Source organism: Synechococcus sp. H55.10, from assembly GCF_047502715.1.
Taxonomy (GTDB): domain Bacteria; phylum Cyanobacteriota; class Cyanobacteriia; order Thermostichales; family Thermostichaceae; genus Thermostichus.
The window spans coordinates 23834-49544 of sequence record NZ_JANSJJ010000014.1 but is presented as its reverse complement, the minus strand read 5'-3'; the positions used below and the strand labels follow the sequence as shown (position 1 = coordinate 49544).

Sequence of the window (25711 nt, the reverse complement as noted above, 5' to 3'; positions counted from 1 at the left end):
CCAGTCCTTGCTTGCTTTCTATCTCCATGCCGACAGGATCCCACTTCTCCCCGACCGGCCAGACCCTCAGACAGCAAGTGGCCCAGTTGGACGAGGGATCCCGTCGAGACAAGGCCTGGTTGGGGGATGCCGTGTTAGGCTTGTTTGCCCGGCAGTGGCTGCTGGGCCCACCTCAGGACTGGCAGGTGCCTTCCCCTCCCCGTTGTGATTTGAATCGGGCAGAACTGTTCACCTGGCTGACCTCCAATCAATTTTTGTCGGCCCTCAGGGATCCCACACAGGTGGAGGCAGAAATCGGCCTGCTTTACGAAAAAGAAGGTCTACAAGCGGCCTTTGCCTACATCCAGGAGCACCTGCTGCCTCTGTTTGTGAGGCAGGTCAACAACCGCGCCAGAGCCCTGCGTAGCCGACGCCACTAGCCGGTTTCTATAGTCATTTCAAATCAAATAGCAATGAAACGGTTCGCTACGTCGTTATGGCTACGCAGCGCTCTAACTCCCCTCTCCCTGAGGGAGAGGGGTCGGGGGTGAGGGCTCTCCCTCAGGGAGAGGGGTCGGGGGTGGTCGCGCTAGCGGCGCGGAGCGCTTGGGCGGGCCGGCGGCAAAGTGTCTTAATCTAACGACTATAAATGGCCGTTGAAATCTACAGTTGCTCTGGACGTAGTGATTTCAACTCAGGCTGGGGTCCCGGGGGAAGAAGGCGGATCCACCCAACGGCCATCGGCTTTGATCAGATCGATCAGCGCTTGGACGCCCTCGGATTCCGGCACCTTTTTCACTTCTTCTTTGCCGCGGTAGAGGGAGATCACCCCTGGCGTCTTACCCACATAGCCGTAATCGGCGTCGGCCATTTCTCCTGGCCCATTGACGATGCAGCCCATGACGGCAATGTCGAGGCCCACCAGGTGCTGAGTTGCGGCGCGCACCTTCTGCAGCACTTCCTCCAAGTTGAAGAGGGTACGGCCACAGGAAGGACAGGCCACATATTCCACCATGGTCTTGCGCAGGTTGAGGGCCTGCAAGATGCCGTAGGCCACCGGGATCTCCTTTTCCGGCGCTTCCGTGAGAGACACCCGAATGGTGTCGCCGATCCCTTCGGCCAGCAGCGTCCCGATCCCCACGGCCGACTTGATGCGGCCATATTCTCCATCGCCGGCCTCGGTTACGCCCAAGTGAAAGGGATAATTCAGGCCCAAGGCATCGAAGCGGCGGGCCGCCAGCCGGTAGGCCGCCAACATCACCTGAGGACGGGAAGCCTTGAAGGAGAGAACCACATTGTGGAAATCCTGCTCGGCGCAAATTTGGGCAAATTCCAGGGCCGACTCCACCATGCCCTCAGGCGTATCCCCGTAGGTGAAGAGCATCCGCTCTGCCAGGGATCCGTGGTTGACCCCAATGCGCAGGGCTTTGTTCTGGGCTTTGAGGGTCTGGACAAGGGGGGTGAAGGTTTCCCGGATTTTGTTGCGGATGGCCTCAAATTCCGCTTGGGTATATTCGGTACGACCGGGCTGGGGTTTTTCAAAGACAAACAACCCTGGGTTAATGCGCACCTTATCCACGTATTGGGCCACTTCCAGGGCGATCTTGATGCCGTTGTGGTGCACATCGGCCACCAGGGGCACCGGCCTGTAGGTTTGGATCAGCTTGTCCCGAATCGCCTCCATCGCCTTGGCGTGGGCCATGCTGGGAACGGTGACGCGCACAATTTCCGAGCCCGCCTCGTGCAGACGACGGATGGCCGCCACCGCCGCCTCGATGTCGAGGGTGTCTTCGTTAATCATCGACTGCACCACCACCGGGTGCTGGCTGCCGATCAACACGTCGGCTACGGCCACGGTGCGGGTGGGGCGACGAGGATAGACCGGTTCTGGGTAGGGCTGCTGAGGGGGGGCGCTGGGCCGATCTAGGGTTTGCATCATAGCTTGGTTAAGCTGAGAGGGCTACTCTAGCTTGATTGTAGGCTGAAATGCCGGCAAGACCGGGAGCTCAGGGTAGGTACTGAGGGGCTCACCCTCTGGCAGCCGGGCGCGATCCCCGCCTCCTGATTAACTTAGGATGGGACACCTTATCGAGAAAATGAGCAGAGCCTTAGACGGCCACAGGGGGCAGAGACTGGTCAATCACTCGGATCCTCTAGCAGCGGATAGCTCAGCAGGGCAGCAACTTCAACTGTCTGCTTCCGTGGGGTGGTCGGTGAAGGGGCGGCTGCGAATAAAGTCTTTGGGCGTCACGTTTTCCACAAACTTGCGAAAGGCTTCCCGCTCCGCTTCGTCGGCATCCTGGTTCATCGGGATCGAGGCTTCCGCGATCACCTCTTCCACCGTCCAGATGGGAACGTGGGCCCGCAAGGCGAGGGCAATGGCATCGCTGGGGCGGCAGTCGATCTCTTGCTTTTTATCGCCGCAGAAGGTGACGAGCACCGCGTAGAAGGTGTTGTCCAGCAGGGCGTGAATGATAACTCGCTCCAGCCGGATCCCCCACGTCTTCCAGGAGTTGAGGATTAGATCATGGGTCATAGGGCGCAGTGGCTTTTGGTCGTCCAGCGCCTGCAAAATGGCATTGGCTTCTGCTTTCCCCACCCAAATGGGCAGGGCACGCCGCTCACTGCTATCGCGCAGGATGACGATGGGGTTCTGGTTAACGGCATCGACCGCGATCCCAGCCACATGCATCTCGATCATGAGCAACTGCCTCCAGCCGTTGATCTTGATCGTATCTACGGGTGCCAAAGTTTGGCAACACACCATGAGCTCAGTCGGTGATCTGGCGAAAGTGACCTTGATCGGGGGCACCAGCGAGAGCCGCAGCTTGGCCAAGGCCCTCAGCCGCCAGGGGATCCCTTGGATAGCCAGCGTCACCAGCGAGGGCGGCAGAAGCCTGTATCGGGATCTGCCCGGCCAGGTGGTGGTGACGCGATTTTCGCTGCCCTCTTTGGAACAGTTCCTGCAGGAGCGCCAGATCCGCGTGGTAGTGGATGCCTCCCATCCCTTTGCCCAGGAGATCTCACAATTGGCTATGCAGGTGTCGGCCCAACTGGGGATCCCCTACCTGCGCTACGAGCGCCCCCCGGTGGCGTTGGATCCCTGGGTGCAGGTGGTGCCGGACTGGCAGGGGGTGCTCACCGAGGCCGTGCTGGCGGGGCGGCGGCTGCTCTTGACGGTGGGGGTGAAGGCGTTGCCCTTGTTTGTACCCTGGCAGGATCGCTGCCAGTTGTACGCGCGGGTACTGCCGCAGTCGGTTCCCCAAGCGGTGCAAGCCGGGATCCCTGCTGAGCGGGTGATTGGGATGCGCCTGCCCCTCAGCTTTGAGCAGGAGCTGCGGCTTTGGCAGAGGCTAGATCTTCAGGGAGTCATCAGCAAGGACTCGGGAGAAGCGGGTGGGCTGGTCGTTAAACAGGCCGTGGCCAAAACCCTGGGGATCCCGCTGTGGGTAGTCCGACGACCACTCTTGAGCTACCCCTGGTGTAGTCAGGATTTGGCCGAGGTGGTGCGGGAGTGCCAACGTCGGCTGGGGCAGATTTAGAACCGCTCCTCTGCAGCCAGGTCAGGCTCGCGATCTTGACGGGATCCCAGCAACTCGAGACGATCTACAGCGATGACAGGCCGCTGGCGCTCCTCACCCGTGGATTTGTCTTTCCAGCGATCGAACTTGAGGCTGCCCGTTACCCCGATGAGGCTGCCCTTGCGCACGTATTCTCCGGCCACCTCAGCCGTGCGCCCCCACAGCTCCAAGTTGAACCAATCGGGCTTGTCTTCGCCTTTGCGGAAGCGGTTGACCGCCAAGCTAAAGGTACACACCACCTTGCCCGACTCGAAGTAGCGCACCTCCGGATCCATGCCGGCTCGCCCCACCAAGGTCACCAAGTTCAGGCTCATGGGTTTTCTCCAGATCGTTTACGGCCCCTAGGCTTTTGTTGTAGCGCTTGCAAGCGATCCCTGTCATCTTCGCGGCGACGGCCTCGGCTGATCGCGTCAGCGGGCCGTAGGCCTTGCGGATCGAGGCTCGGGGAGAGTCTTTAGAATATCTCCCGATTGTCCTGCGGGGATCCCGGTTGCTCAGAAAGAAAAATCTCTGCTCTCATGGATTGGGCAGCCACAAGGGGGGCGCTGATCGTGTTGCAAAGATTTACAATGTCAGAAGCCCCAGAGCACCTGCCGGCCCAGACCCCTGATCCCTGGAGATAGATTTTCACCGGCCAGCAGGGAGGGTTGACTACCGCAAGAGGACGCATTCAGCACCATTTCCCATGGAATTCATCTACGCATACGCCTGGTTGATCCCCGTTTATCCGTTGGTGGCGGCTTTTTTACTCGGCTTGGGCATTTTGGTGTTCAATGCCTGGACAAGATCCAACCGCTCTCTGGCCGCCTTCTTGAGCGTGTTCGCGACGGGAACGGCGATGGTTCACGCCTTTGCCCTTTTGGTCAGCCAAGTGCAGGGCCATGAGACCGTTCTCAAAACCATCACCTGGGCTCAGGCGGGATCTTTCTTGGTGGACATGGGGTTTGTGGTGGATCACCTGAGCGCCATGATGCTGGTGGTGGTAACCACGGTGGCCTTTCTGGTGCAGATCTACTCCGATGGCTACATGGCCCACGACCCCGGCTATGTGCGTTTCTACGCCTACCTGAGCCTGTTCACCTCCTCGATGCTGGGCCTGGTGGTCAGCCCCAACCTGGTGCAGATCTACATCTTCTGGGAGCTGGTGGGGATGTGCTCCTACCTGCTGATCGGCTTTTGGTACGAGCGGCAGGCGGCGGCGGAAGCAGCCCAGAAGGCGTTTGTGGTCAACCGTGTGGGGGACTTTGGCCTGTTGCTGGGCATTTTGGGCTTCTACTGGATTTCCGGCACTTTTGGGTTTGAGGAACTGGCCCGCAATGTGGAGCAGATGGTGGCCAACGGCGCGGTGAGCAGCAGCTTGGTTGCCCTGTTTGCGGTGTTGGTGTTCTTGGGGCCAGTGGCCAAGTCGGCCCAGTTCCCGCTGCACGTGTGGCTGCCGGATGCCATGGAAGGTCCCACGCCCATTTCCGCCCTCATCCACGCGGCCACGATGGTGGCTGCCGGGGTCTTCCTGTTGGCGCGTATGTTCCCGCTGCTGGAAGGGATCCCAGCAGTCATGGATCTCATCGCCTGGACAGGGGCAGGTACGGCTTTTTTGGGGGCCAGCATCGCCATCACCCAAAACGACATCAAAAAGGGCTTGGCCTACTCCACCATCTCCCAACTGGGCTATATGGTCATGGCCATGGGGTGCGGTGCCTATGGGGCCGGCCTGTTTCACCTGACAACCCATGCTTACTTTAAGGCGCTGCTCTTTTTGGGATCCGGCTCGGTCATCCATGGCATGGAAGCCGTGGTTGGCCATGACCCCGCCTTAGCTCAGGATATGCGCCTGATGGGAGGGCTGCGCAAATACATGCCGGTTACGGCCATTACTTTTTTGATTGGCACGCTGGCCATCTGTGGGATCCCGCCCTTTGCCGGCTTCTGGTCCAAGGACGAGATCTTGGCCGCGGTGTTTGAACACAACCCAGCTCTCTGGGGTGTGGGCTTCCTCACCGCGGGGATCACCGCCTTCTACATGTTCCGCATCTACTTTCTTACTTTTGAAGGGGAGTTTCGCGGCACCAACCTGAAGCTGCGGCAGGAGGTGGCCGTCAGCCAGGGCCGACCGGTGCCGGCTTTTGCCTATGCGTTTGCCGGGAAAGAGGCGGCCTACGGCCCCGGAGCCATGAACCTTTACGAAAGGCCCCAGCCCAGCAGCCATCCCGAAGCTGTGGAAGACGGGCACGATGGGCATGGCCACGCCGCCGAGCCGCATGAGTCTCCCCTGTCGATGACGATGCCGTTGGTGGCGCTGGCGGTTCCTTCGGTGCTGATCGGCTTGGTGGGCACTCCCTTTGCCAACTTCTTCGAGGCGTTCATCCATGCGCCTGGCGAATCGGCTACAGAGGCCGTTTCCCTCTGGGCCCAGGTGGCAGCCGAGTGGCAAGGGGTGCTGGCGGGTCACTTTGACTGGCGGGAGTTTCTGATCATGGCGGGCAGCTCGGTGGGCATTGGGCTGATCGGCATCACCTTGGCCGGCTTGATCTACTGGCAGAAGCGCATCGATCCCGGCACCTTCCCCCAAAGCCTGCAACCCCTGTACTACTTCTCCCTCAACAAGTGGTACATTGATGACCTCTACGAGCGGGTCTTTGTGCGGGGCACCCGCTTTGTGGCGCGGGAGGCGCTGGAGGTGGACAGCCGCATTGTGGATGGGGTGGTCAACTTGACGGGCCTGGTGGCAATGGTCGGCGGCGAAGTGATGAAATACCTGGAGAACGGCAAGGCGCAGTTTTATGCTTTGATCATCTTTGCAGCGGTGGTGGTGATGGTGGTGCTTTCCGGCGTGGGGGTTTAGCGAAAGCTGACACGAAGCAAGGAGAAATCATCTTCAAAATCTGTTTGCCCCTGGAAAGATTGGGCGTGCTGGATCACCTGATCCAGGCTGCCGTCGGCGCTCTTGCTCAGCAGAGCCATCAGATTGTCTAGCCCCCAGATTTCTCTCTGCGGGTTCATGACTTCGTAAACTCCGTCGCTGAACAGGTAGAGGTGGCTGTTCTCAGGGATCTGCACTTGATCCCTTTGAAAATTCTGGTCGGGCAAAACCCCGATGGGCACGTTGGCGGTCTTCAGCAGGCGCAACTCCTGAGCCTGGATGAGCAGAGCAGGCGGATGGCCAGCACTGGCAAAAGAGAGCAGACGGGATCGCGGCTGATAGACCCCATACCAAAGGGTGAAGTACATGTCGTGGTGGGATCCCATCTGGAAAGAGTGGTTGAGGGCGCGCAAGACCGCATCCGGCTGTCGCGGGTCGGTGTCGGGTAAGCCCTGAGAGCGCAACTGGTTCATCACCGATACCGACAGTAGAGCGGATCCCACCCCATGCCCCGACACATCTAGCAGGTAGATGGCCAGATGATCCTCGTCTAGCCAGTGGTAGTTAAATGAATCCCCCCCCAACTCCTGCGAAGGCAAAAAGCACCACTCGATGGCTATTCGGTGATCGGGGAAAGAGGCCGGCTTGGGCAAAAGCGAACGCACATAGCTGGCCGCCTCGGCCAGTTCTGCCCGCAACCTGGCGGTTTGCTGTTGCAAGTCGTAGCTGAGCTGATGCAAGCGCAGCCCAGCCCGCACGCGCGCCCGCAGCTCGTTGGGGTCGATGGGCTTGCTGAGGAACTCGTCTGCCCCGGCATCCAGGCCCTGAATACGGTCTTCGACTTCTGTGCGCGCAGTGAGCAAAATAAAAAACGTCGTGGAAAACTTGGGATCCGCCTTGATGCGCCGGCAGACTTCCAGCCCATCCATATCCGGCATCATCCAGTCACAGATAATCAGCCCCGGGGTTAGGAGATGAGCTTTCTCCAGCCCTTCCAAGCCACCGCTGGCCATCTCCACGGTATAGCCCTGTCGCTCCAGGGATCGCTTCAACACCAGCCGAATGGTGGGATCGTCGTCCACAATCAAAATGGCCGTCATGACCACTGCACCTCAATCCCGAATCAACCCGAATTAAAATGCAACTCTGGCCCGTACTGGTAGGCGGACCCTTTATCCTAGCCCAGGGGTTGCGGCAGAAAAGCCGGTTTGGAGGGCAGTTAGGGGAAAAGCCTCAGCAACCTCATCCACCAGAGCTAAAGTTGCGTATCCCTTAGTGGATCCCTAAAACCGTGGTTGCACGCTACCCAAAAGCTGACCGTTTCAAGATACTGGTGGGAATAGATAACAGCGGGGGGGTTTTTGGGCAGATTTTGCTTTAGAGACTTCCATTGGACACAGAGATACGGATCACATCTTATCCATCCTTTGCCGGTCTAGAGTGAACTTTGAGGTTAAACGGCCTTTGCTGCATGAGCGCGTCTCCTCTATCCTTATCTCCGCCGTCCGTTCGGGATTCGCAGGCGGCTTCACCCACGGCACCCCGCCAAGCTCCCGGGGGAGAAATCCGGCTGGAGGAGTTGGATGAGAAGCAATTGCTGGCCGGCCTATCGTCGGTGGTGCTCAACCCGGCAGCTTGGAGTTGCTTCAGCATCAGTGAAACCAGCCGCTTGCTACGCCCCCTGCAAATTTGCCCTGACTTGACCGGAACTCCCGTTCTCTCCCCAGGCGCCACTGCCGAAGTTGTCTATAAGTTCCTGCTGAGCGACGGTCGGATTGGAACCATGAAGGGGCTGATCTCGATCGAGGACTTTCGCAGCAAGCGGCTGCATTCTATTTACGAGGAGCTGCGTATTGAAGAAATCATACCGGTTTTTAACGAAGCGGTCGTTGTGCAGATCATCGATCAGTTGAAGCCGATTTTTGCCCGCGACCTGGACGAGCTGCTCTGGCAAGAAAGCTTTTACTTCACCCCTCAAGATCTGCGCCAGCCGGAGTTCCTGCTGCGCGGCCTGCGGCCCGAGGCGATCCCGCGTCGCTTTCGACCGCATCTGCAAAGGGTGTACTCCCAGATCAAGGAGGTGTGTCGCAGCCTGCCCAACATCGCTTTCCAACTGTGTCTGCGGGCCTACCTGGAGTACAACGACGTCAAAAACCGACATCTCCTCGCCTTGCTGCTCAGCAAGTATTTTTACACGCTCTACCGCATCGGTGGGCTAGAGGGGTGGGAAAGTCGGGATCCGGTGGAGGTGGGATCCCTGTGCTCTGGCGATCGGCGGGCTCGCTTGCAGGCTCTTTCTCGCCTCTTAACCCTGGATAACGACAGCGACGCTCCCTTGGTGGGCATCGGTGGCGCGGGGCCGGGGGGAGGCTATTTCAGTGGAGAATGGGAACCTGCTGCTACCGAGGTGCCGAGCGCAGAAGAGATCGAAAAGCTGCGGCAAGATGCGGAGGCGGCGCGCGGCCAGGCCGCCGAGGCGCAGCAGTTGGTAACCCAATATCAAGAAGAGAAAAAACAAGAGCTGCTCAACCGCCTGCAGGATCCGGGAAAGTTTCTTCTTTTCAGCATTCATCAGTTTTTTGACACCATCTTCGGATCCCTACCCGGAGAGGTGAAAAGCGAGTATGGAGCAGTTTGGGTGCCGCGCACCTCCTACTTGGACGAGAAAGAGCGGGACAAGCTGACCGAGCATTTGCACTGGATCACCAGCGAGACCTATTTGCTTAGCATCCCCTTTGCTGAGGCAACAATCATCGGCTATTGGCGGGTTTTGGCCGATTCGTTCTACAACCAATGGGTTTTGAATCAGTACAAGCAGTTGCAAAGCTACGGAGTGGATCTGGAGCAGCAGGGCATCCAAATCCTGGAGCGCGAACAATTTTTGCATGAAGTGCAACTGCGCTTTGCTGCCCGCCACTGCGAGATCGTGACTCAAAATGTGGAGAAGATCGGCCAAATTGTGGTGGATAGCCTGGCCAAGCGGGTGGCCCTCAACGCCAGTCAGCAAAGCTTCCAGGCGATGCGGGCCAAATTGACCACCGTTTTGGATATGGACATTTCCCGCAAGGACATGGGAGAGGTCAAGCGGCTGATCGACTACTTCACGGATGTGTTTTTGGGCAAGCGGGAGGAGCTGCGTTCTCCTTACCCAGTGGGCACCATCTTGCAAGTAAAGGCAGCCGTCGAGGCCCGTCCCCCCGACAGTCGCACCCGCATTGGCCTGGAAATCCTAAACCAGATCTACCGCGAGTACATGCCTATGCTGCAGCAAGAGTAGGGGCAGGGATCCCATAGGCTGGCAGGTGTTGGGCACAATGGGGCTAAGGTGTGCTGTCTCGGGTTAGGAGATCGGGAGTTTCCATGCGCTACCGCCAGCTTGGCCACAGCCCTTTGCAGGTCTCGGAAATCTGTCTGGGCACCATGACCTTTGGACAGCAGAATACCTTGGCCGAGGCTTGGGAACAGCTCGATTACGCGGTGGAGCACGGGATCAACTTCATCGACACCGCCGAGATGTACCCGGTGCCGGCGCGGGCGGAAACCCAGGGAGCCACAGAACGCTACATCGGCGAGTGGCTACAACACCAGCCGCGGGAGCGCCTCATCATCGCCACCAAGATCACCGGCCCCGGGCGGCCCTGGCACTGGATCCGCGGTGGGTCTCTCTCGATTAGCCGCGACAACCTCAAACAGGCGGTGGCCGGCAGCCTCAAACGCCTGAAGACCGACTACATCGACCTCTACCAAATCCACTGGCCGGATCGCTATGTGCCCCTGTTTGGGGGGGTGGCCTACGATCCCAGCCAGGAGCGGCCCACGGTTCCCATTGCCGAGCAACTGCAGGGCTTGGCGGAACTGGTGCAGGAGGGCCTGGTGCGCTACATCGGCCTGAGCAACGAAACCCCCTGGGGAGTCTGCGAGTTCTGCCACCTGGCCGAGCAGTTGGGCCTGCCCAAGGTGGTCTCGATTCAAAACGCCTATAGCCTCCTCAACCGCACGTTTGAGATGGGCCTGGCGGAGGTTTGCCACCACGAGCAGGTGGGGTTGCTGGCCTACAGCCCCCTGGCCTTTGGGCTGCTGACGGGCAAATACCTGGGGGGCGCCAAGCCGCCGGGATCCCGTTTGGCACTGTTTGAGGGCTTTGGCCAGCGCTACCGCAAGCCCAATGTGGAAGAGGCCGTGGCCGCCTACGTACGCATTGCCCGCCAGCACGGCCTGACCCCTGCCCAGTTGGCTTTGGCCTTTGTGCGCAGCCGCTGGTTTGTCACCAGCACCATCATCGGAGCCACCAACCTGGCCCAGCTCAAGGAAAACCTCAGTTGCCTGGAGCTGTCGCCTGAGATCTTGGCGGAGATCGAAGCGGTGCACCAGCGCTACCCCAATCCTGCACCCTGAGCAGGCGACAAAACAGCCCGCCAAGGAGAACTTTTTGAGAACTTTCCTCGTCTGGGGCTATGGCTTGGATAACTAGGTCCGAGCTGGCCCCTCTTGAACTCACAAACCTCCCAGGGGCTCTCCTAGCAGATCGTGAGGTGTGAACAATGCGCGACCTTTTCCTTTGGCAGGGTTGGAAGACGGCAGCTCTGGTGGTAGGCTGCAGCGGCTTGGTTTGGATGGGGGATCCCACTTGGGCGCAACTTTCTGACATCAGCACCTACTGGGGCGCCCAGTACATCGCCGGCTTGAACGAGCGGCAGATCATCGGCGGCTTCCCAGACGGCACCTTTCGCCCCAATGAGTCGATTACCCGCGCCCAGTTTGCCGTTATCGTTACCAAAGCTTTTGGGCTGGATACCAACGTTCCCGTACGCTCCTTTGCCGATCCCATTCCCAGTTGGGCAGCTCCCTCTATTGGCGCGGCGGCAGCAGCAGGGTATGTTTCCGGCTTTCCCGACGGCACGTTCCGTCCCAACGATGTCCTCACCCGCGCCCAGGCCATTACTGTCCTGACCCGCGCTGCCACCAACGGCAGGCTCCTCGGGGATCCAAGCCAAATTGATGCCATCCTGGCCGGGTTCAGCGATGCCAATTTGGTTCCCAACTTTGCCCGCGCCCCCATCGCGACAGCGGTTCAAGAAGGGCTGTTGGTGCTCTACCCTGATCCCACCCGCTTGAATGCCCAGGCGGTGGCCACGCGGGGGGAAGTGGCGGCTCTTACCTACCAAGCGCTGGCCAAGGTGGGCCGGGTGCCCAGCCTAGACCCGCCGGTGGGGGCTGCCATCCCCGGGCCAGGGATCCGCACCGAGCTCCTCGCCCAGGTTACCCCCACCCCTGAGCCCCTGGCTACGCCGGATATCCCTGTGGAGCCGCTGGTGGAAACGCTGCCCGCCGCGCCGGAAGTGAGAACTTTCTTGGCCCGCGAGGAGCTGGGATCCGTCAATCCGGGGGACACCCTGACGGTGTATTTGCTGGGATCCCCGGGGGCGCAGGGGTCTTTTTCCATCCCCGGTATCGCCTACAACCTGCCGTTGCAGGAAACCCGCCCTGGCCAATACGAGGGCAGCTACACCTTCCGCAGCCAAGACCGGGCCTCGGAAGCGCCGGTGTTCGCCCGTCTGGAGCGGAATGGGCTGGTGACCCTGGTGCAATTGCCGGACAAAACCATCAGCATTGGGCAGGTGACCGACACCACCTTCCCCACCATCAGCGACCTGGCCCCGCCCAACGGAGCGGTGACCGACAACCCGCGCCCCGCCATCTCCGCCCGCTTTCAAGATGACCAGGGGATCGACCTCAATAGCTTTACCCTGCTGGTGAACAATGTAGATGTCACTGCCCAAGCCCAGCTCAGCCGCACCGGCTTCGCCTATACCCCAGCCGAGCCGCTGCCCAGCGATCGACCGACCTTGATTGCCGTTCAAATTGCCGATACTAGCGGCAACACTGCCATCCAGCAGTGGTCTTTCCAGGTGCGGGCCGCCCAGCCCACACCCACTCCAACACCCACACCCACGCCGACCCCGACACCCACACCTACCCCTACTCCAGAACCCACGCCCACGCCCACGCTGACTCCAATACCTACCCCTACTCCAGAACCCACACCCACGCCGAGTCCACAGGCTGGCGGGGAGCCTTCCCCCTCTCCTTCCCCTAGCCCCTAGGGAAAACCCAGTCCAGGCCTTCAACAGGTCTCAATAGTGTTTTAAGGGCCGCCACCCCCTTAACCTCTACTAAATCTAGTGGGCACGAGCTGGTCAGGATGTTAAGGTACTGCCAGTTGTGACTGGACGGGATCCATGAGCTCAGCGTTGCAGCCGTTTTTGCCGTCGTGGCAAAGGGTTGGCTTTGGGTGGCTGGTGAGTGGGATGTTGTGGGCTGCGGCGGCGGCTGCAGTTGTTGCCCAGCAGTTCGAGTTCACTCCTCAAGCTCCTCAGCCGAATCCCGTCCCCACCCTGCCTCTGCTCAGCAACCCGCCCGGCTCCACGGCTCCGCAAGCCCTGCCACCGGTGCCTCAGGTGCCGCAAATGCCGCTCACCGGGGATCCCATCCCACCACCGGGGGATCCGAGCCCGGCCCCAATCCCGGTGGTGCCCGTTCAAGCGGCCCCAGGTGGACAGGCTCCGCCAGGTGAGGCCTACTCCTACCAACGGCGGCCCGACCTCAGTCCAGGGGGGAATCTGGCCGGGGCCGCGCGGGGCGAGCTGCCCGCCGGCACCCGTATTCTCCTCACGGTCTACCGCCCCATCACCTTCCAGCCCTACCAGGCCATTAACGGCAACCTAGAAGTTTCGGAGCCGGTGCTGGATCGCTTTGGCCAGGTGGTGATCCCGGCGGGGAGCGTGGTGTGGGGCACTCTTGAGCCGATCTACCGAGAACTCAAGTTTTCTGGTCGGGAGTCGGAGAGCGCCGATCCCCAAGAGCGGGTCGTCGGCAGCCGCTTTGTGGCGAACCGCCTCACCATCGGCTCTTCCACCTATCTCATTAGAGGCCAGTCTGCACCCCTCCCGGTCGGGTTGGATCGCAACGCCGACGTGGGCACTACCGTCGCCCGTGGGGCGGGCTATGGGGCGGCGGGCGGATTGGCCTTGGGAGTGCTCACGGGGGGATGGGGCTTTTTGCCCATCTTGGCCGGCGGCCTGGCGGGTGCTGCTGCAGGGAGTACCAACATCGACCGGGTGGTGACGCTGCAGCCCAATACGCTGGTGGAGCTGGAACTGAGCGAGAGCCTGATCATCCAATAGCCTTGACAAGAAGCCAGCAGGGGCGGGTCGGTAGAGTAGAGAAGATCCCCCCCAAGTTTGCTCCATGGCCCTTTGGACCTACTTCGTGCCCCCCTTAGCTGGGCTGGTGATCGGCTATTTCACCAACGACATCGCCATCAAGATGCTCTTCCGGCCCTATCGCCCCTACCGGGTTTTCGGCTGGCGCATCCCCTTCACCCCCGGCTTGATCCCGCAGAACCAGCCCCGCCTGGCCAAGCAGATTGCCAAGACCATCATGGGATCCCTGCTCACGCCAGAGGAGCTGCACAACTTGGCCCGCAAGCTGCTGCAAACCGAGCGCATGCAGGCAGGGATCCGCTGGCTGCTGGGGGTGGCGCTGGATCGGCTGCAAAACCCTGAGCAACAGCAGCAAACGGCGCAGGTGCTGGCGCGCATCTTGGCCGATCTGTTTAACGAGTCGTTGCCCCGCCTGGTGAAGGTGCTTGCCCGCCAGGAGACCTTTTTGGAGGGGCCGATTAACCAACTGTTCGACCAGGTGCTGCTGGAGCTGCGCCTCAACGCTGAGCAAGCCCGGCAGCTCTCGGAGTGGATCCTGAAGCAGGCGCTGCCCCCCAAGGTGTTGCGGCAGAACCTAGTGGACTTTCTCACCGATCGCAACATCGAATCTCTGGATGAAGAATTTCGCGAGCGGGCCACCGGCTCCTACTGGGTGGTGGCCAACTTGTTTGGCCTCAAAAACGCCCTACTGCGCCTGCGCACCTATTGCCTGGAGGAGCCGGAAGGGGCAGAAGCCATCTTGGAAGATCTGCTCAAAGACATCAACGCCCCCCGCCGCCTGACCGAGATCCTGCAGAACCTCTCCCTGCAAAACCTGCCGGTTTCCGCCGTACGTCAGTTGCGTCGTGCCCTCCGCGATGGGATCCAAGATTACCTGCGCAGCCAAGGGCCAGAGGTTATCAAAGGGCTGGGGGAGAGCATCGATTGGGAAAAAGTGGCCAGCCTGGTGTTGGGTCGCCTGCGCAACTCCAAGGCGTTGATCACCTCCATCGATCAGATCAGCGCCGACCTGGCTTTGATCCTGGAGCGCTACCTGGAGCGGGATCTGGAATCCCTGATGATGCAGGTGATCCCGGTGTTGAACTTGGATCAGGTGATTGCCGACAAAGTGAACGCCACCTCCCCCGCCGACCTGGAGCAGGCCATCCAACAAATTGTGCGCCAAGAACTGCAGGCCATCGTCAACTTGGGGGGGCTGCTGGGTTTTTTGGTGGGCTGTGTGCAGGTGCTGTTTTTGCTGAGGTGACAGCCCCCTTCCCCAGAAAACGGGAGCTTGGATGGGAGTTTTCGCTTCGGTTATGATATTAGAATGCGGTTAACAATTCTCCACACTTCCGATCTCCACGCCAACCTGCATCCCTGGAACTACTTTGCCGGGAGCACCGCAGAGCACGGCTTGGCCAAGCTGGCCACCCTGATCAAGCGCGTGCGAGCAGCCAGCGCGGATCCGGTGTTGCTCATCGACAGCGGCGACACGATCCAGGGATCCCCCTTGGGCACCTACTATGCTCAGGTGGAGCGGGTCTCCCCTCACCCCATGGCCCATACCCTCAACGCCCTCGGCTACGACGCCTTCACGCCGGGCAACCACGACTTTAACTTTGGGCCCCAGGTCCTGCAGGATTTTGTGAGCGATCTCCGCTGTCCCACCCTGTGCGCTAACATCCTCCGCCAAAATGGGGATCCCCTGTTTCGGCCTTATCTAATCCGAGAAGTGGCCGGGATCCGTGTCGGCCTGCTGGGGCTGACCACCCCCCGCATCGACACCTGGGAGCGGCCCGACTACATCGCGGGGCTGCGCTTTGCCCCCCTGCTGGAAACTGCCCAGCACTACCTGTCGCTGCTGCGGCCCCAGGTGGACGTGTTGGTGCTGATTCTGCACAGCGGCCCCAGCCAATTGCCCCCTTTGCGCACCCCAGAGCACTGGCACAACCCGGATCGCTCCGGCTGGACCAGCAACAAAAGCCTGAGGGGGGAAAACGAGCTGCTGGCCCTGGCAGAGCTGGAGGGCATTGACGTCATTCTCTCCGGCCATACCCATCAGACCATCGCCGGCCTGGGGGGGGCCAAGGCCCTGGTGGTGCAGCCCGGCTACTGGGGCAGCCACCTTTCCCACGTGTCTTTGGAGCTGGAGCGCCACGGCGGACGCTGGCAAGTTGTCGGGAAAACCGCCCAGTTGCTGGCTGCAGAAGGGATCCATCCCGATCCCGAACTCCTGGCCCTGACAGAGCCCTATCATCAGGCCACCTTGCGCTACATCCGTCAGCCCATTGGGCAGGCCCGTTGTGCCTACCGCGGTGGGCTGGCAGCCCGGTTGGGGGCCAATCCCCTAGCAGAGCTCCTGCATCAGGCCCAATTGCAGGCGGTACGGGAGGCCAGCCTCTCGGCGGAGCTCTCCCTGGTCAACATCTGCAGCAGTGCCGGCCTGGCAGCGGGCCCCATCTTTTTGCAAGACGCCTACAGCCTCACCGTTTACGACAACACCCTCTGCATCTTGGAGATCACCGGCGACATCTTGCGACGCGCTCTTGAGCAGACGGCTGGGTATTTTCGCCAATTGGATCCCGATCATCTTCCCCCCGATCCTGCTGCCGTCGTGGCCCCCGAAGCACGAGGCTACACCTTCGACCTTTACCACGGCATCGACTACTGCTTCGATCTCACCCGCCCCGTAGGCGAGCGCTTGGTGACCTTACAATTTCGCGGCCAACCGGTGCAGCCGGATCAGACCTTTCGCCTGGCCATCAACCACTACCGCGCCGGCGGTGGGGGGGGCTACAGCATGTTCCAAGAAGCCCAAACCCTCTGGATCTCCGCCGACAGTATCCGCGACTTTCTCGCCCGCCACATTCACACCCATTCCCCCATCCAGCCCATCTACAGCCACAACTGGCACCTCATTCCCAACTTGGCCGAGATCTACTTTCCCCAGTGTTTGGGCCAGCCTCAGGACAGCTTGCTGGTAGGCTAGAACAACAGGAACCTTAACTGGCTGGTAGAGGAGTCGGTAGAATACGATCAGCACAGAGCCCAGTTTGGCTAATGGCGGCGATGGTTTTGAGACTGCCAAACTGTGGGCACCCGACGTTACTGCTTATTGCTCACGCTTGTCGACATAACCCATGACTGCTGAAGAGAAGCAACCGATGGCCCCAGAAGATACCTATCCTGAGCTGCAGGAAGAAGAGATCGACGTGGAGGCAGAACTGGAGAAGCTGATTTTGGAAGACAGCGAAGCAGAAGCCGGTGCCTCCTCCGCAGAAGCCGGCACCGAGCCATCTCCAGATCCCGGTGAAGCCCTGAAGCAGCTCCAGCACGAATTGGAAGTCGTCCGCCAGCAGCTCAAAGAAAAAGAAGACGCCTACCTGCGCCTCTACGCCGATTTTGAAAACTACCGGCGGCGTACCCAGCGGGAAAAAGAAGAGTTCAGCCAAAAAGAACGGCAGAAATTTGTGCTGGAGATCTTGCCTGTTGTGGACAGCTTCGAGCGGGCCCAGCACCAGTTGAAACTGGAAACCGACCGCGAGCGGGAGTTGCACAACAGCTACCAGAGCGTCTACCGCCTGCTGGTGGAATCTCTCAAAAAGATGGGGGTCTCCCGCATGAAGTCGGTGGGCCATCCCTTCGACCCCAACCTACATGAAGCCATCGCCCGTCAACCCAGCACCGACTATCCCGAAGATGTGGTAGCCGTCGAATATCAGCCAGGTTATAAGCTGGGGGATTTGGTGATCCGTCATGCCATGGTAGCCGTCTCGGCAGGCAGCCCAAACCCTGCACCCTCTCCCCAAAGCGAGGGGGCCGGCCCCGAAGATACCTCTGCCTCTTCCCAAAGTGCTGCAAACTCTTAGCAAAACTGCTCGCTTGAACCTTGACAAGTAGAGCCTATCTGTCTTCAGAAAGGCTACAGTAAAGCTACGGATGCAGAAGCGCTGCCTGAAGGTTTCTGCGGGATCCTGGGCAGAATGCTTTTAAGATCCGTGGAACTGCGTCCTTGGGTTAAAACTTGGGGCACCGGAAGAGGGGGCTATGGGTAAAGTCATCGGGATTGACCTGGGAACCACCAACAGTTGTGTGGCGGTTTTGGAAGGCGGCCAGCCCGTTGTGATCACCAACGCCGAGGGAGGGCGTACCACCCCCAGCATCGTCGGCTTTGCCAAAAACAACGCCCGCTTGGTGGGCCAACTGGCCAAGCGCCAGGCGGTTACCAACGCGGAAAACACCATCTTCAGCATCAAACGCTTCATTGGCCGCACCTTTGCCGAGACCGAAGAAGAGCGGAAGCGGGTTCCCTACAAAGTGATCCCTGGCCGAGACAACATGGTGGAAGTGGCGGTGCAAGACCGCGCCTACACTCCCCAGGAGATCTCGGCCATGATCCTGCAGAAGCTGAAGGCCGATGCGGAAGCCTATCTGGGGGAGCCGGTGACCCAGGCCGTGATCACCGTTCCTGCCTACTTTACCGATGCCCAACGGCAGGCCACCAAAGATGCCGGCACCATTGCCGGGCTGGAGGTGCTGCGCATCATTAACGAGCCGACGGCAGCCGCCCTGGCCTACGGGCTGGACAAACAAGATCAAGATCTGCGCATCTTGGTTTTCGACTTGGGCGGTGGCACCTTCGACGTCTCGGTGCTGCAACTGGGCAGCGGCGTGTTCGAGGTGCAAGCCACCGCCGGCAACAACCACCTGGGGGGGGATGACTTCGACCAAAGAATTGTCGATTGGCTCACCCGCCAGTTTTTGGAGACGGAAGGGATCGACCTCTCGCGGGATCGTATGGCCTTGCAGCGGATGCGGGAGGCGGCCGAGAAGGCCAAAATTGAGCTGTCCAGCACCCAGGTTACGCTCATCAACCTGCCCTTTATCACCGCCGACGACTCCGGGCCCAAACACCTGGAAGTGGAGCTGACCCGCGCCAAGTTCGAGGAGTTGGTGCGGGATCTGGTGGAAGCTACTGTCGAGCCTACAGAACAGGCGCTGCGGGATGCCGGCCTCTCCCCTGAGGATATCGACCGTGTGCTCCTGGTGGGTGGCTCTACTCGCATTCCCGCCGTTCAGGAGAAGATTCGGCAGATCTTCAAAAAAAACCCGGATCGCTCCGTCAACCCGGACGAGGCAGTGGCCCTTGGCGCCGCCATCCAGGCAGGGGTGATGGGAGGAGAGGTGAAAGATCTGCTGCTGCTGGATGTGATCCCCCTCTCGATTGGGGTGGAAACGCTGGGGGGCGTCTTCACCCGCATCATCGAGCGCAACACCACCGTCCCCACCAGCAAAACCCAAATTTTCTCCACCGCCACCGATGGCCAGAGCGTGGTGGAGATTCACGTCCTGCAGGGGGAGCGGGCCATGGCCAAAGACAACAAGACCTTGGGCCGCTTTCAACTGACCGGGATCCCGCCGGCTCCCCGTGGGGTGCCCCAGATCGAAGTCTCGTTTGACATCGATGCCAACGGGATCTTGAAAGTCTCAGCTCGTGAAAAGGGGACGGGAATCGAGCAAAGCGTCAAGATCACCAACAACGGCGGCTTGAGCAGCAGCGAGATCGAGCGGATGCGCCGAGAAGCGGAAGCCTATGCCGAAGAAGATCAACGCCGGCGGCAGTTGGTGGAAGCCCGTAACCAGTCGGACAGCCTGCTCTACAACTACGACAAAACCCTGCAGGAGCACGGCAATCGCCTCAGCGAAGCTCGAATCCAGCGGGGGGCTCAGGTGGCGGGCAGATTGAGGGCATTGCTGGCAAATGATAACGTAGACTTAGCAACTTTACGGAACGCAATGGAAGAGCTGCGGGCTGTTCTTCTGGAGATGGGTGGCGAGATCTACGGAGCTCGCTAGGGATTCTCGGAGACAGCTCTTCTTTGGCCTCGGTGGCTTGTAGGCTTGCTTTGGTTGTGTTGCCCGACAAGTTGTGTCTCAAGCATGTTTGATCTTTGCATCTTTAATTTTTTCTGAAGCGCTTCTATGGCTCGTGACTACTACGAAATCTTGGGGGTTAGCCGCGACAGCTCCAAAGAGGAGATCAAGCGCGCCTATCGACGATTGGCTCGCAAGTACCACCCGGATGTCAACAAAGAGCCAGGTGCGGAGGAGCGCTTCAAGGAGATCAACCGTGCCTATGAGGTGCTCTCCGACAGCGAGCTGAAAGCCCGCTACGACCGCTTTGGAGAGGCGGGCTTGGGAGGGGCCGCCGCGGCAGCGAGCGGATTCCAGGATTTTGCGGGGATGGGTGGCTTTGCCGATATTTTCGAGAGCTTTTTCACCAACTTTGCGGGGGTGGGAGCCGGCTATGGCCGCAGCCGCAATGGGCCGGTACGGGGGGATGATCTGCGCTTTGACCTGAAATTGGAGTTTCTTGAGGCCATCTTCGGGGGCGAAAAGCAAATTCGCATCAGCCACCTAGAAGTCTGCAATGTCTGCGGGGGCAGTGGCGCCAAGCCCGGCACGGAGGTCAAAATCTGTCCCACCTGTGGTGGCGCTGGTCAGGTGCGGCGGGCCACCCGCACCCCGTTTGGCAACTTTACCCAAGTCTCGGTTTGTCCCACCTGTGGTGGCAGTGGTCAGGTGTTGGAGGAGCCCTGCTACAACTGCAATGGCGAGGGCCTGGCCCAAACCACGAAGAAACTGCGCATCAACATCCCCGCCGGCGTGGACAGTGGCACCCGCTTGCGGGTTTCCGGAGAAGGCGATGCCGGTCGGCGCGGTGGCCCGCCCGGAGATCTCTACGTCTACCTGTTTGTGGAGCCGGATCCGGACTTTCAGCGCGATGGCCTGACCATCCTCTCGGAGGTGCGGGTGAGCTATCTGCAGGCCATTTTGGGGGCCAAAGTCTCGGTGCCCACCGTGGACTCAAAGGCTGGCTTGGAGGAAGAGGTGGAGCTGACCATTCCCGCCGGATCCCAGCCGGGCACGGTGCTGACCCTGGAAGGTAAGGGGGTGCCTCGCATCGGCAACCCAATGTCGCGGGGCGACCACAAAATCACCCTGGTGGTGGAAATTCCCACCCGCATCAGCTCAGAAGAGCGGGAATTGCTGCTGCGCTTGGCTGAGCTGCACGGAGAACGCATCAACAAGCGGGATGGTTTCTTGGGCGGGTTGTTGCGCGGGCTGGCCCAGATGCCCGGCAACCGGGAGCGTGAGGAAGAATGACGCCAGAGGCTGTTTCATTGCAAGAGGTCAAGCTCGTCCTTGACCAGCGCGGGATCCCTTGCCCCCTCAACTACGTACGGGCGAAGCTGCGGCTGGAACGCATGGCCCCTGGAGAGCTGTTGGAGCTGTGGCTGGATGCAGGAGAACCCCTGGAGCAAGTGCCCAACAGCCTGGCGATGGCCGGGCATCGGATCGAGGGGCAACAAGCTACGCCTGAGGGGCATCACATCCTCTGGGTGCGCCGCGGGGACTTGACATGAGCCACCTGAGCCGGAAGGGATCGGGACAGGCTGCCCAAGAGGGGGAGCAGGGATCCACCTATACCGGCTGGGTGCGAGCGGCGCAGGCCAACTTTTACCGTGTGCGCATTGATCCGGCCTTGGCCGCCCTTTTTCCGGAGATCCCAGCTCAGTTCCCGGCCCAAAAGCCCATGCCGGCGGAGCTCCTCTGCACAGCTCGGGCCAAGCTCAAAAAAATGGGGCAATCGGTGATGGTGGGAGACTGGGTAGAGGTGGGCTTGCCGCCGGCTGCCGACTCTCTCTGGCCGGAGCGAGGGGTGATCGAGGCGATCTGGCCGCGGCGCACTCAACTCCCTCGACCGGCTATTGCCAATGTGACCCAAGTTCTGGTGGTGGTGGCCCTGGCCGAGCCGGATCCCGAGCCCAACGCCCTCAGCCGTCTGCTGGTGCAGGCTGAGGCCAGCCAACTGCGGGTTCAAGTGGTGTTGAACAAATGCGACCGCGTGGATCCGGGGGTGGCGGCAACTTGGGTGGATCGCCTGCAGAGGTGGGGATATGAGCCTTTGCTGGTGAGCGCCCACACCCAAGCTGGGATCCCCCAGTTGCAACGGTGTTGTCGAGATCAGATCTCGGTGGTAGTAGGCCCTTCCGGAGTGGGCAAATCCAGTCTGCTCAATCGGCTGTTGCCAGACGTTCGGCTGGCTACTCAGGCCGTCTCCAGGCGCTTGCGTCAGGGTCGGCACACCACCCGCCATGTGGAGCTGTTTCCCTTGCCAGAAGGCGGTTGGATCGCCGATTCGCCCGGATTCAATGCCGGCGAAGGGATCCCGCCGGTTCATCCTTTGCAACTGATACGGTGCTTTCCAGAAGTCAGGGATCGCTTGGGCACCTGTCAGTTTCGCGATTGCCTGCACGATCGAGAGCCGGGCTGCGGGCTCCGAGATCTGGATTGGGAACGACGGACTTTCTACTTGCAGCTTTTGCAAGAGGCCCAGTCTGGCCAGAATTGCGCGAAAGGCCCATCTCGCCAGCAGGAGCAGGCCGTTGATGGATGGCGTGCCTTTGATTTGAACTACAGTCGTTTCAAATGGCAATGAAACGGTTCGTTCCGTCGCTCTTCCCTCCCCTAGAGGGCGAAGGTAGCACCTCTTCGCCTGAGAGAGTTGGCGGGTCTTCCACCAGTTCCGGCGCCCGTCCTGCCCGGTCGTTGAAGGTTACTAAAATGGGGCCAGTCGAAGGGAAAAATCATGCAGTATCGCAGATTTGGGCGTACCGAGCTGTCTATGCCTGTACTGAGCTGTGGCGGCATGCGTTATCAGCACAGTTGGCAAGACACTCCTTGGTCAGGGATCCCAGCAGCAAGCCAGCAGAACCTGGAAGCGACGATCCGCCGGGCCCTGGAAGTGGGCATCAACCACATCGAAACTGCCCGCGGCTACGGCACCTCTGAGATGCAGTTGGGCCGCATTTTGCCTCTTTTCCCCCGGCAAGATCTGATCGTGCAAACAAAAATTGGCCCCAGCGCCGATCCGAAGCAGTTCCTGGCCAAGTTCGAACAATCGATGAGCTACCTGAACCTCGACCATGTGGATCTGCTGGCCATCCACGGATTGAACACCTGGGAAGATTTGGAGCACAGCCTGCGTCCAGGAGGGTGCCTGGAGGTGTGTCAGCGTCTGGTGCGACAGGGGCGGGTGCGTTTCGTCGGCTTCTCCACCCATGGGCCGACGGAGTTGATTGTGGAAGCCATCCAGTCGGGGGGCTTTGATTACGTCAACCTGCACTGGTATTTTGTCAACCAGACCAACTGGCCAGCCATTGAGGCTGCCGCCCGGCAAGACATGGGGGTATTCATCATCAGCCCCTCAGACAAAGGGGGCAAGCTTTACGATCCGCCCGCCAAGCTGGTGCAGTTGTGCCAACCTCTCAGCCCAATGGTCTTCAACGACCTGTTCTGCCTGTCCCATCCACAGGTTCACACCCTCAGCATTGGAGCAGCTCGACCCAGCGATTTTGATGAGCACCTGCGGGCGGTGGAGCTGTTGGATCGGGCTGATGAGCTGTTGCCACCGATCCTGGCCCGCCTAGAGCAAGCTTTGATCGAGCAGGTGGGAGAACACTACGCCAAAACTTGGCACCAGGGCCTGCCTCGCTACGACCAAACCCCTGGACAGGTGAATATCCCATTTATTCTGCTGTTGCGCAATTTGGCCTTGGCCTATGACTTGGTGGACTATGCCAAAAGCCGTTACAACCTGTTGGGCAATGCCGGCAGTTGGCTCCCCGGCCAACGGGCAGACCAAGTGGATGCGGAAGCCCTACGGCCCTGTCTCATCCACAGCCCCCACCGCGACCGGATCCCGGCCTTGTTGCAAGAAGCCCATCGCCTGCTCTCTGGAGCCGAGGTGAAGCGGCTATCTCAGAGCCAACGTGTCCAGGGATCCTGACTGTCTGGGCTGCTGGAACGACAACAGCTGATCGGAGCGGCGGGATTTGAACCCACGACCCCCACTACCCCAAAGTGGTGCGCTACCAAGCTGCGCTACGCCCCGACGCACTGAACAGGTGGAAGTTCAGGAAGCGCCTAGTTAGTCTAGCATTGGATCGCGGCCAGAGTTAACCCCAAGCTGTGGGATCCTGCGGAAACCATGCTAGCTTGGTTAGGCTGCTAAAAAACACACGCCTGAACCACCGGGTGTCCTTACAGCCTTTTTGCGGTTTGCTGCAACAGCACCGGAGTTCCTCGCCAATTGGGGCAGAGCGCTCTGGGAGTGAATGTGCAGGAACCGTCAGGAAGGTCGTAGCTGGGATCCGTTCGGGCGGAGGCTAACCCGTAGGAGATGAAAAACTCATGAGCGTAGTCAGTTTGCCTCAACTGTTGGAGGCGGGGGTTCACTTTGGGCACAAGGCCAGCCGTTGGAACCCGAAGATGCGGCCCTACATCTTTACCGAACGGAACGGCATCCACATTATCGATTTGGTGCAGACGGCCCGTTATCTGAACGAAGCCTACGAGTATGTGCGGGATGCTGCCGACAGGGGTTGGCGCTTCCTGTTCGTCGGCACCAAACGGCAAGCTGCTGGGATCGTCGCTCAAGAAGCTCGTCGCTGTGGCAGCTACTACGTCAACCAGCGCTGGCTGGGGGGTATGCTCACCAACTGGGCCACCATCAAAACCCGCATTGACCGCCTCAAAGAAATTGAGGAGATGGAAAGCAGTGGTCTTTTGGATCGCCTGCCCAAACAAGAGGCCAGCCGTCTGCGGCGAGAGTTGGCCAGGCTGGAAAAGTACTTGGGCGGCATTAAAACCATGCGCAAGCTCCCCGATGCGGTGATCATTGTCGATCAGCGGCGAGAAGCCAACGCCATTCAGGAGTGTATCAAGCTTAACATTCCCATCATCTCTCTGCTGGACACCAACTGTGACCCCGACCTCAGCGACATCTTTATCCCCTCTAACGACGATGCCATTCGAGCGATTAAGCTGATTGTAGGCAAGCTGGCCGACGCCATCTACGAAGGGCGGCATGGGCAGCTCGACACTGTCGAAGAGGATGAGTACGAGTACGAAGGGGCTATGGATCTGGACGACGACACTCTGGAGGATGCAGAGGACGAAGAAGGAGAAACTGACGAAGACTAGAGCAGGGGCAGGGATCCCATGCGCTCTGGGCGTTTCCCTGCCCGTCTTCTCTCCAGAAGCTCGTATTCTTGAATCTAGGCTTACAATTTTGCCCAAGCTTACTCGTTCTCACTCCCATTCGGCCACGTCCTTCTCGTTCTTTCATTCGAGGAACCCTCATGAGTATTGATGCCAAAGTTGACGCCAAGCTGGTCAAAGAGCTGCGCGAAAAGACGGGCGCAGGCATGATGGACTGCAAAAAAGCCCTGGAAGAGTCGGGGGGCGACATGGACAAAGCCATCACCTGGCTGCGACAGAAAGGGTTGGCGGGGGCAGCCAAAAAGGCCGGTCGCGTCGCGGCAGAGGGAGTAGTCGATAGCTACATCCACTTCGGCAATCGGATTGGTGTGCTCGTAGAGGTGAACTGCGAGACGGATTTTGTGGCCCGCAACGAAGATTTTAAGAAACTGGTGCAAGACATCGCCAAGCAAATTGCCGCCTGCCAAAACGTAGAGTACGTCAGCGTTGACCAGATCCCTGCCGAGGTGGTGGAGCGGGAAAAAGCCATCGAAATGGGCAAAGAGGATCTGGCCAACAAGCCGGAGAACATACGCGAGAAGATCGTGCAGGGCCGCATCGAGAAGCGCCTGAAGGAGTTGTCTCTGCTGGATCAGCCCTTTATTAAAGATTCCTCGATTACCGTAGAGGAACTGGTGAAGCAGCACATTGCCAAGCTAGGGGAAAACATCCGGGTGCGGCGCTTCGTGCGCTTTGTCTTGGGAGAAGGGATCGAGAAACAGGAAGCGGATTTTGCCGCTGAAGTGGCTGCTCAGGCCGGTCTCAAGCCGGCAGAGCCAGCGCAAGGGGCAGAACCTGTCGCTGACCAAGCTGCTGCCGAGACTACTACTGAGGTGGTTGTTCCTGAACCGGCTGCCGAGAGCAAGCCAGCCAAAAAAGGCTCCAGCAAGAAGAAAAAATAGCTCTATTGCCGATGGATCCCTGAATTCACCCCAGTGGGCGGCAGCAGTGCCACTCTGCTTCTCCCACCATGGCAAGCC

The 25711-nt window shown here is 59.9% G+C and carries 20 protein-coding genes, 1 tRNA gene and 1 pseudogene; 17 read left to right on the top strand and 5 right to left on the bottom strand.

Going from position 1 to position 25711, the window contains the following annotated elements:
- Positions 1 to 26 precede the first annotated feature (26 nt).
- Positions 27 to 419 carry a hypothetical protein gene (locus NW858_RS01445; protein WP_414519470.1) on the top strand — a complete coding sequence of 131 codons (393 nt, stop codon included), beginning with the start codon at positions 27 to 29 and terminating at the stop codon, positions 417 to 419.
- Between the two features lie 254 nt (positions 420 to 673).
- On the opposite strand, the gene ispG is transcribed toward NW858_RS01445, so the two are convergent.
- Positions 674 to 1915 (bottom strand): (E)-4-hydroxy-3-methylbut-2-enyl-diphosphate synthase, encoded by a 1242-nt coding sequence (ispG, locus tag NW858_RS01440; RefSeq protein ID WP_414332881.1) that lies wholly within the window; start codon positions 1913 to 1915, stop codon positions 674 to 676.
- 249 nt (positions 1916 to 2164) lie between these two features.
- Positions 2165 to 2680: a bifunctional nuclease family protein gene (locus tag NW858_RS01435; RefSeq protein ID WP_414332815.1), complete on the bottom strand. Its 516-nt coding sequence runs from the start codon at positions 2678 to 2680 to the stop codon at positions 2165 to 2167.
- 64 nt (positions 2681 to 2744) lie between these two features.
- Here NW858_RS01435 and NW858_RS01430 point away from each other — a divergent pair, with 64 nt between their 5' ends.
- Positions 2745 to 3521, top strand: coding sequence for a cobalt-precorrin-6A reductase (locus NW858_RS01430; protein WP_414332814.1), 777 nt, complete (start codon positions 2745 to 2747; stop codon positions 3519 to 3521).
- Here the strand turns inward: NW858_RS01430 and NW858_RS01425 are convergent.
- Positions 3518 to 3874: a single-stranded DNA-binding protein gene (locus NW858_RS01425; RefSeq protein ID WP_414332812.1), complete on the bottom strand. Its 357-nt coding sequence runs from the start codon at positions 3872 to 3874 to the stop codon at positions 3518 to 3520. The genes NW858_RS01430 and NW858_RS01425 overlap by 4 nt on opposite strands.
- 371 nt (positions 3875 to 4245) lie before the next feature.
- Here NW858_RS01425 and NW858_RS01420 point away from each other — a divergent pair, with 371 nt between their 5' ends.
- On the top strand, positions 4246 to 6402 hold the full coding sequence (locus NW858_RS01420; protein WP_414332811.1) for an NAD(P)H-quinone oxidoreductase subunit 5: 2157 nt from the start codon (positions 4246 to 4248) through the stop codon (positions 6400 to 6402).
- Here the strand turns inward: NW858_RS01420 and NW858_RS01415 are convergent.
- Positions 6399 to 7520 carry a PP2C family protein-serine/threonine phosphatase gene (locus tag NW858_RS01415; protein WP_414336493.1) on the bottom strand — a complete coding sequence of 374 codons (1122 nt, stop codon included), beginning with the start codon at positions 7518 to 7520 and terminating at the stop codon, positions 6399 to 6401. The genes NW858_RS01420 and NW858_RS01415 overlap by 4 nt on opposite strands.
- A gap of 371 nt (positions 7521 to 7891) precedes the next feature.
- Here NW858_RS01415 and NW858_RS01410 point away from each other — a divergent pair, with 371 nt between their 5' ends.
- The 12 genes from NW858_RS01410 to NW858_RS01355 all read left to right on the top strand — a co-directional run bounded on the left by NW858_RS01410 (position 7892) and on the right by NW858_RS01355 (position 23478).
- Complete coding sequence (locus NW858_RS01410) at positions 7892 to 9697, top strand: hypothetical protein (protein WP_414519468.1); 1806 nt, start codon at positions 7892 to 7894, stop codon at positions 9695 to 9697.
- 83 nt (positions 9698 to 9780) lie between these two features.
- Complete coding sequence (locus NW858_RS01405) at positions 9781 to 10815, top strand: NADP(H)-dependent aldo-keto reductase (RefSeq protein ID WP_414332807.1); 1035 nt, start codon at positions 9781 to 9783, stop codon at positions 10813 to 10815.
- A gap of 146 nt (positions 10816 to 10961) precedes the next feature.
- Positions 10962 to 12524, top strand: coding sequence for an S-layer homology domain-containing protein (locus NW858_RS01400; RefSeq protein WP_414519465.1), 1563 nt, complete (start codon positions 10962 to 10964; stop codon positions 12522 to 12524).
- 135 nt (positions 12525 to 12659) lie between these two features.
- Positions 12660 to 13604: a hypothetical protein gene (locus NW858_RS01395; RefSeq protein ID WP_414334167.1), complete on the top strand. Its 945-nt coding sequence runs from the start codon at positions 12660 to 12662 to the stop codon at positions 13602 to 13604.
- 64 nt (positions 13605 to 13668) lie between these two features.
- On the top strand, positions 13669 to 14889 hold the full coding sequence (locus tag NW858_RS01390; protein ID WP_414334169.1) for a DUF445 domain-containing protein: 1221 nt from the start codon (positions 13669 to 13671) through the stop codon (positions 14887 to 14889).
- A gap of 63 nt (positions 14890 to 14952) precedes the next feature.
- A complete protein-coding gene (locus NW858_RS01385; protein WP_414348216.1) occupies positions 14953 to 16614 on the top strand; it encodes a bifunctional metallophosphatase/5'-nucleotidase in 1662 nt (553 codons plus the stop codon).
- A gap of 151 nt (positions 16615 to 16765) precedes the next feature.
- Positions 16766 to 17494, top strand: a complete 729-nt coding sequence (gene grpE, locus NW858_RS01380; RefSeq protein WP_414334171.1) for a nucleotide exchange factor GrpE — start codon at positions 16766 to 16768, stop codon at positions 17492 to 17494.
- Between the two features lie 178 nt (positions 17495 to 17672).
- Positions 17673 to 19481, top strand: a complete 1809-nt coding sequence (dnaK, locus tag NW858_RS01375) for a molecular chaperone DnaK (RefSeq protein ID WP_414334173.1) — start codon at positions 17673 to 17675, stop codon at positions 19479 to 19481.
- Between the two features lie 126 nt (positions 19482 to 19607).
- The gene (dnaJ, locus tag NW858_RS01370) at positions 19608 to 20792 is read left to right on the top strand and encodes a molecular chaperone DnaJ (RefSeq protein ID WP_414334175.1); all 1185 of its coding nucleotides are present in this window, start codon (positions 19608 to 19610) and stop codon (positions 20790 to 20792) included.
- On the top strand, positions 20789 to 21052 hold the full coding sequence (locus tag NW858_RS01365; RefSeq protein WP_414334176.1) for a sulfurtransferase TusA family protein: 264 nt from the start codon (positions 20789 to 20791) through the stop codon (positions 21050 to 21052). The genes dnaJ and NW858_RS01365 overlap by 4 nt, the downstream gene beginning before the upstream one ends.
- Positions 21049 to 22128: a ribosome small subunit-dependent GTPase A gene (gene rsgA / locus NW858_RS01360; protein WP_414348222.1), complete on the top strand. Its 1080-nt coding sequence runs from the start codon at positions 21049 to 21051 to the stop codon at positions 22126 to 22128. Before NW858_RS01365 ends, rsgA begins: the two co-directional genes overlap by 4 nt.
- A 150-nt stretch (positions 22129 to 22278) precedes the next feature.
- On the top strand, positions 22279 to 23478 hold the full coding sequence (locus NW858_RS01355; RefSeq protein WP_414334178.1) for an aldo/keto reductase: 1200 nt from the start codon (positions 22279 to 22281) through the stop codon (positions 23476 to 23478).
- A gap of 31 nt (positions 23479 to 23509) precedes the next feature.
- Here NW858_RS01355 and NW858_RS01350 read toward each other — a convergent pair.
- Positions 23510 to 23583 (bottom strand) — tRNA-Pro (locus NW858_RS01350).
- A 299-nt stretch (positions 23584 to 23882) separates the two neighbouring features.
- On the opposite strand from NW858_RS01350, the gene rpsB reads away from it, so the two are divergent.
- Positions 23883 to 24674 carry a 30S ribosomal protein S2 gene (gene rpsB / locus NW858_RS01345; RefSeq protein ID WP_414334179.1) on the top strand — a complete coding sequence of 264 codons (792 nt, stop codon included), beginning with the start codon at positions 23883 to 23885 and terminating at the stop codon, positions 24672 to 24674.
- A gap of 158 nt (positions 24675 to 24832) precedes the next feature.
- Positions 24833 to 25489, top strand: a pseudogene (gene tsf, locus NW858_RS01340) (translation elongation factor Ts); the annotation flags it as partial.
- Positions 25490 to 25711: the final 222 nt, after the last annotated feature.

Coding starts and splice junctions, on each gene's coding strand:
- NW858_RS01445 (WP_414519470.1), top strand. CDS start 27: ATGCCGACAGGATCCCACTTCTCCCCGACCGGCCAGACCCTCAGACAG.
- ispG (WP_414332881.1), bottom strand. CDS start 1,915: ATGCAAACCCTAGATCGGCCCAGCGCCCCCCCTCAGCAGCCCTACCCA.
- NW858_RS01435 (WP_414332815.1), bottom strand. CDS start 2,680: ATGATCGAGATGCATGTGGCTGGGATCGCGGTCGATGCCGTTAACCAG.
- NW858_RS01430 (WP_414332814.1), top strand. CDS start 2,745: ATGAGCTCAGTCGGTGATCTGGCGAAAGTGACCTTGATCGGGGGCACC.
- NW858_RS01425 (WP_414332812.1), bottom strand. CDS start 3,874: ATGAGCCTGAACTTGGTGACCTTGGTGGGGCGAGCCGGCATGGATCCG.
- NW858_RS01420 (WP_414332811.1), top strand. CDS start 4,246: ATGGAATTCATCTACGCATACGCCTGGTTGATCCCCGTTTATCCGTTG.
- NW858_RS01415 (WP_414336493.1), bottom strand. CDS start 7,520: ATGACGGCCATTTTGATTGTGGACGACGATCCCACCATTCGGCTGGTG.
- NW858_RS01410 (WP_414519468.1), top strand. CDS start 7,892: ATGAGCGCGTCTCCTCTATCCTTATCTCCGCCGTCCGTTCGGGATTCG.
- NW858_RS01405 (WP_414332807.1), top strand. CDS start 9,781: ATGCGCTACCGCCAGCTTGGCCACAGCCCTTTGCAGGTCTCGGAAATC.
- NW858_RS01400 (WP_414519465.1), top strand. CDS start 10,962: ATGCGCGACCTTTTCCTTTGGCAGGGTTGGAAGACGGCAGCTCTGGTG.
- NW858_RS01395 (WP_414334167.1), top strand. CDS start 12,660: ATGAGCTCAGCGTTGCAGCCGTTTTTGCCGTCGTGGCAAAGGGTTGGC.
- NW858_RS01390 (WP_414334169.1), top strand. CDS start 13,669: ATGGCCCTTTGGACCTACTTCGTGCCCCCCTTAGCTGGGCTGGTGATC.
- NW858_RS01385 (WP_414348216.1), top strand. CDS start 14,953: ATGCGGTTAACAATTCTCCACACTTCCGATCTCCACGCCAACCTGCAT.
- grpE (WP_414334171.1), top strand. CDS start 16,766: ATGACTGCTGAAGAGAAGCAACCGATGGCCCCAGAAGATACCTATCCT.
- dnaK (WP_414334173.1), top strand. CDS start 17,673: ATGGGTAAAGTCATCGGGATTGACCTGGGAACCACCAACAGTTGTGTG.
- dnaJ (WP_414334175.1), top strand. CDS start 19,608: ATGGCTCGTGACTACTACGAAATCTTGGGGGTTAGCCGCGACAGCTCC.
- NW858_RS01365 (WP_414334176.1), top strand. CDS start 20,789: ATGACGCCAGAGGCTGTTTCATTGCAAGAGGTCAAGCTCGTCCTTGAC.
- rsgA (WP_414348222.1), top strand. CDS start 21,049: ATGAGCCACCTGAGCCGGAAGGGATCGGGACAGGCTGCCCAAGAGGGG.
- NW858_RS01355 (WP_414334178.1), top strand. CDS start 22,279: ATGCAGTATCGCAGATTTGGGCGTACCGAGCTGTCTATGCCTGTACTG.
- rpsB (WP_414334179.1), top strand. CDS start 23,883: ATGAGCGTAGTCAGTTTGCCTCAACTGTTGGAGGCGGGGGTTCACTTT.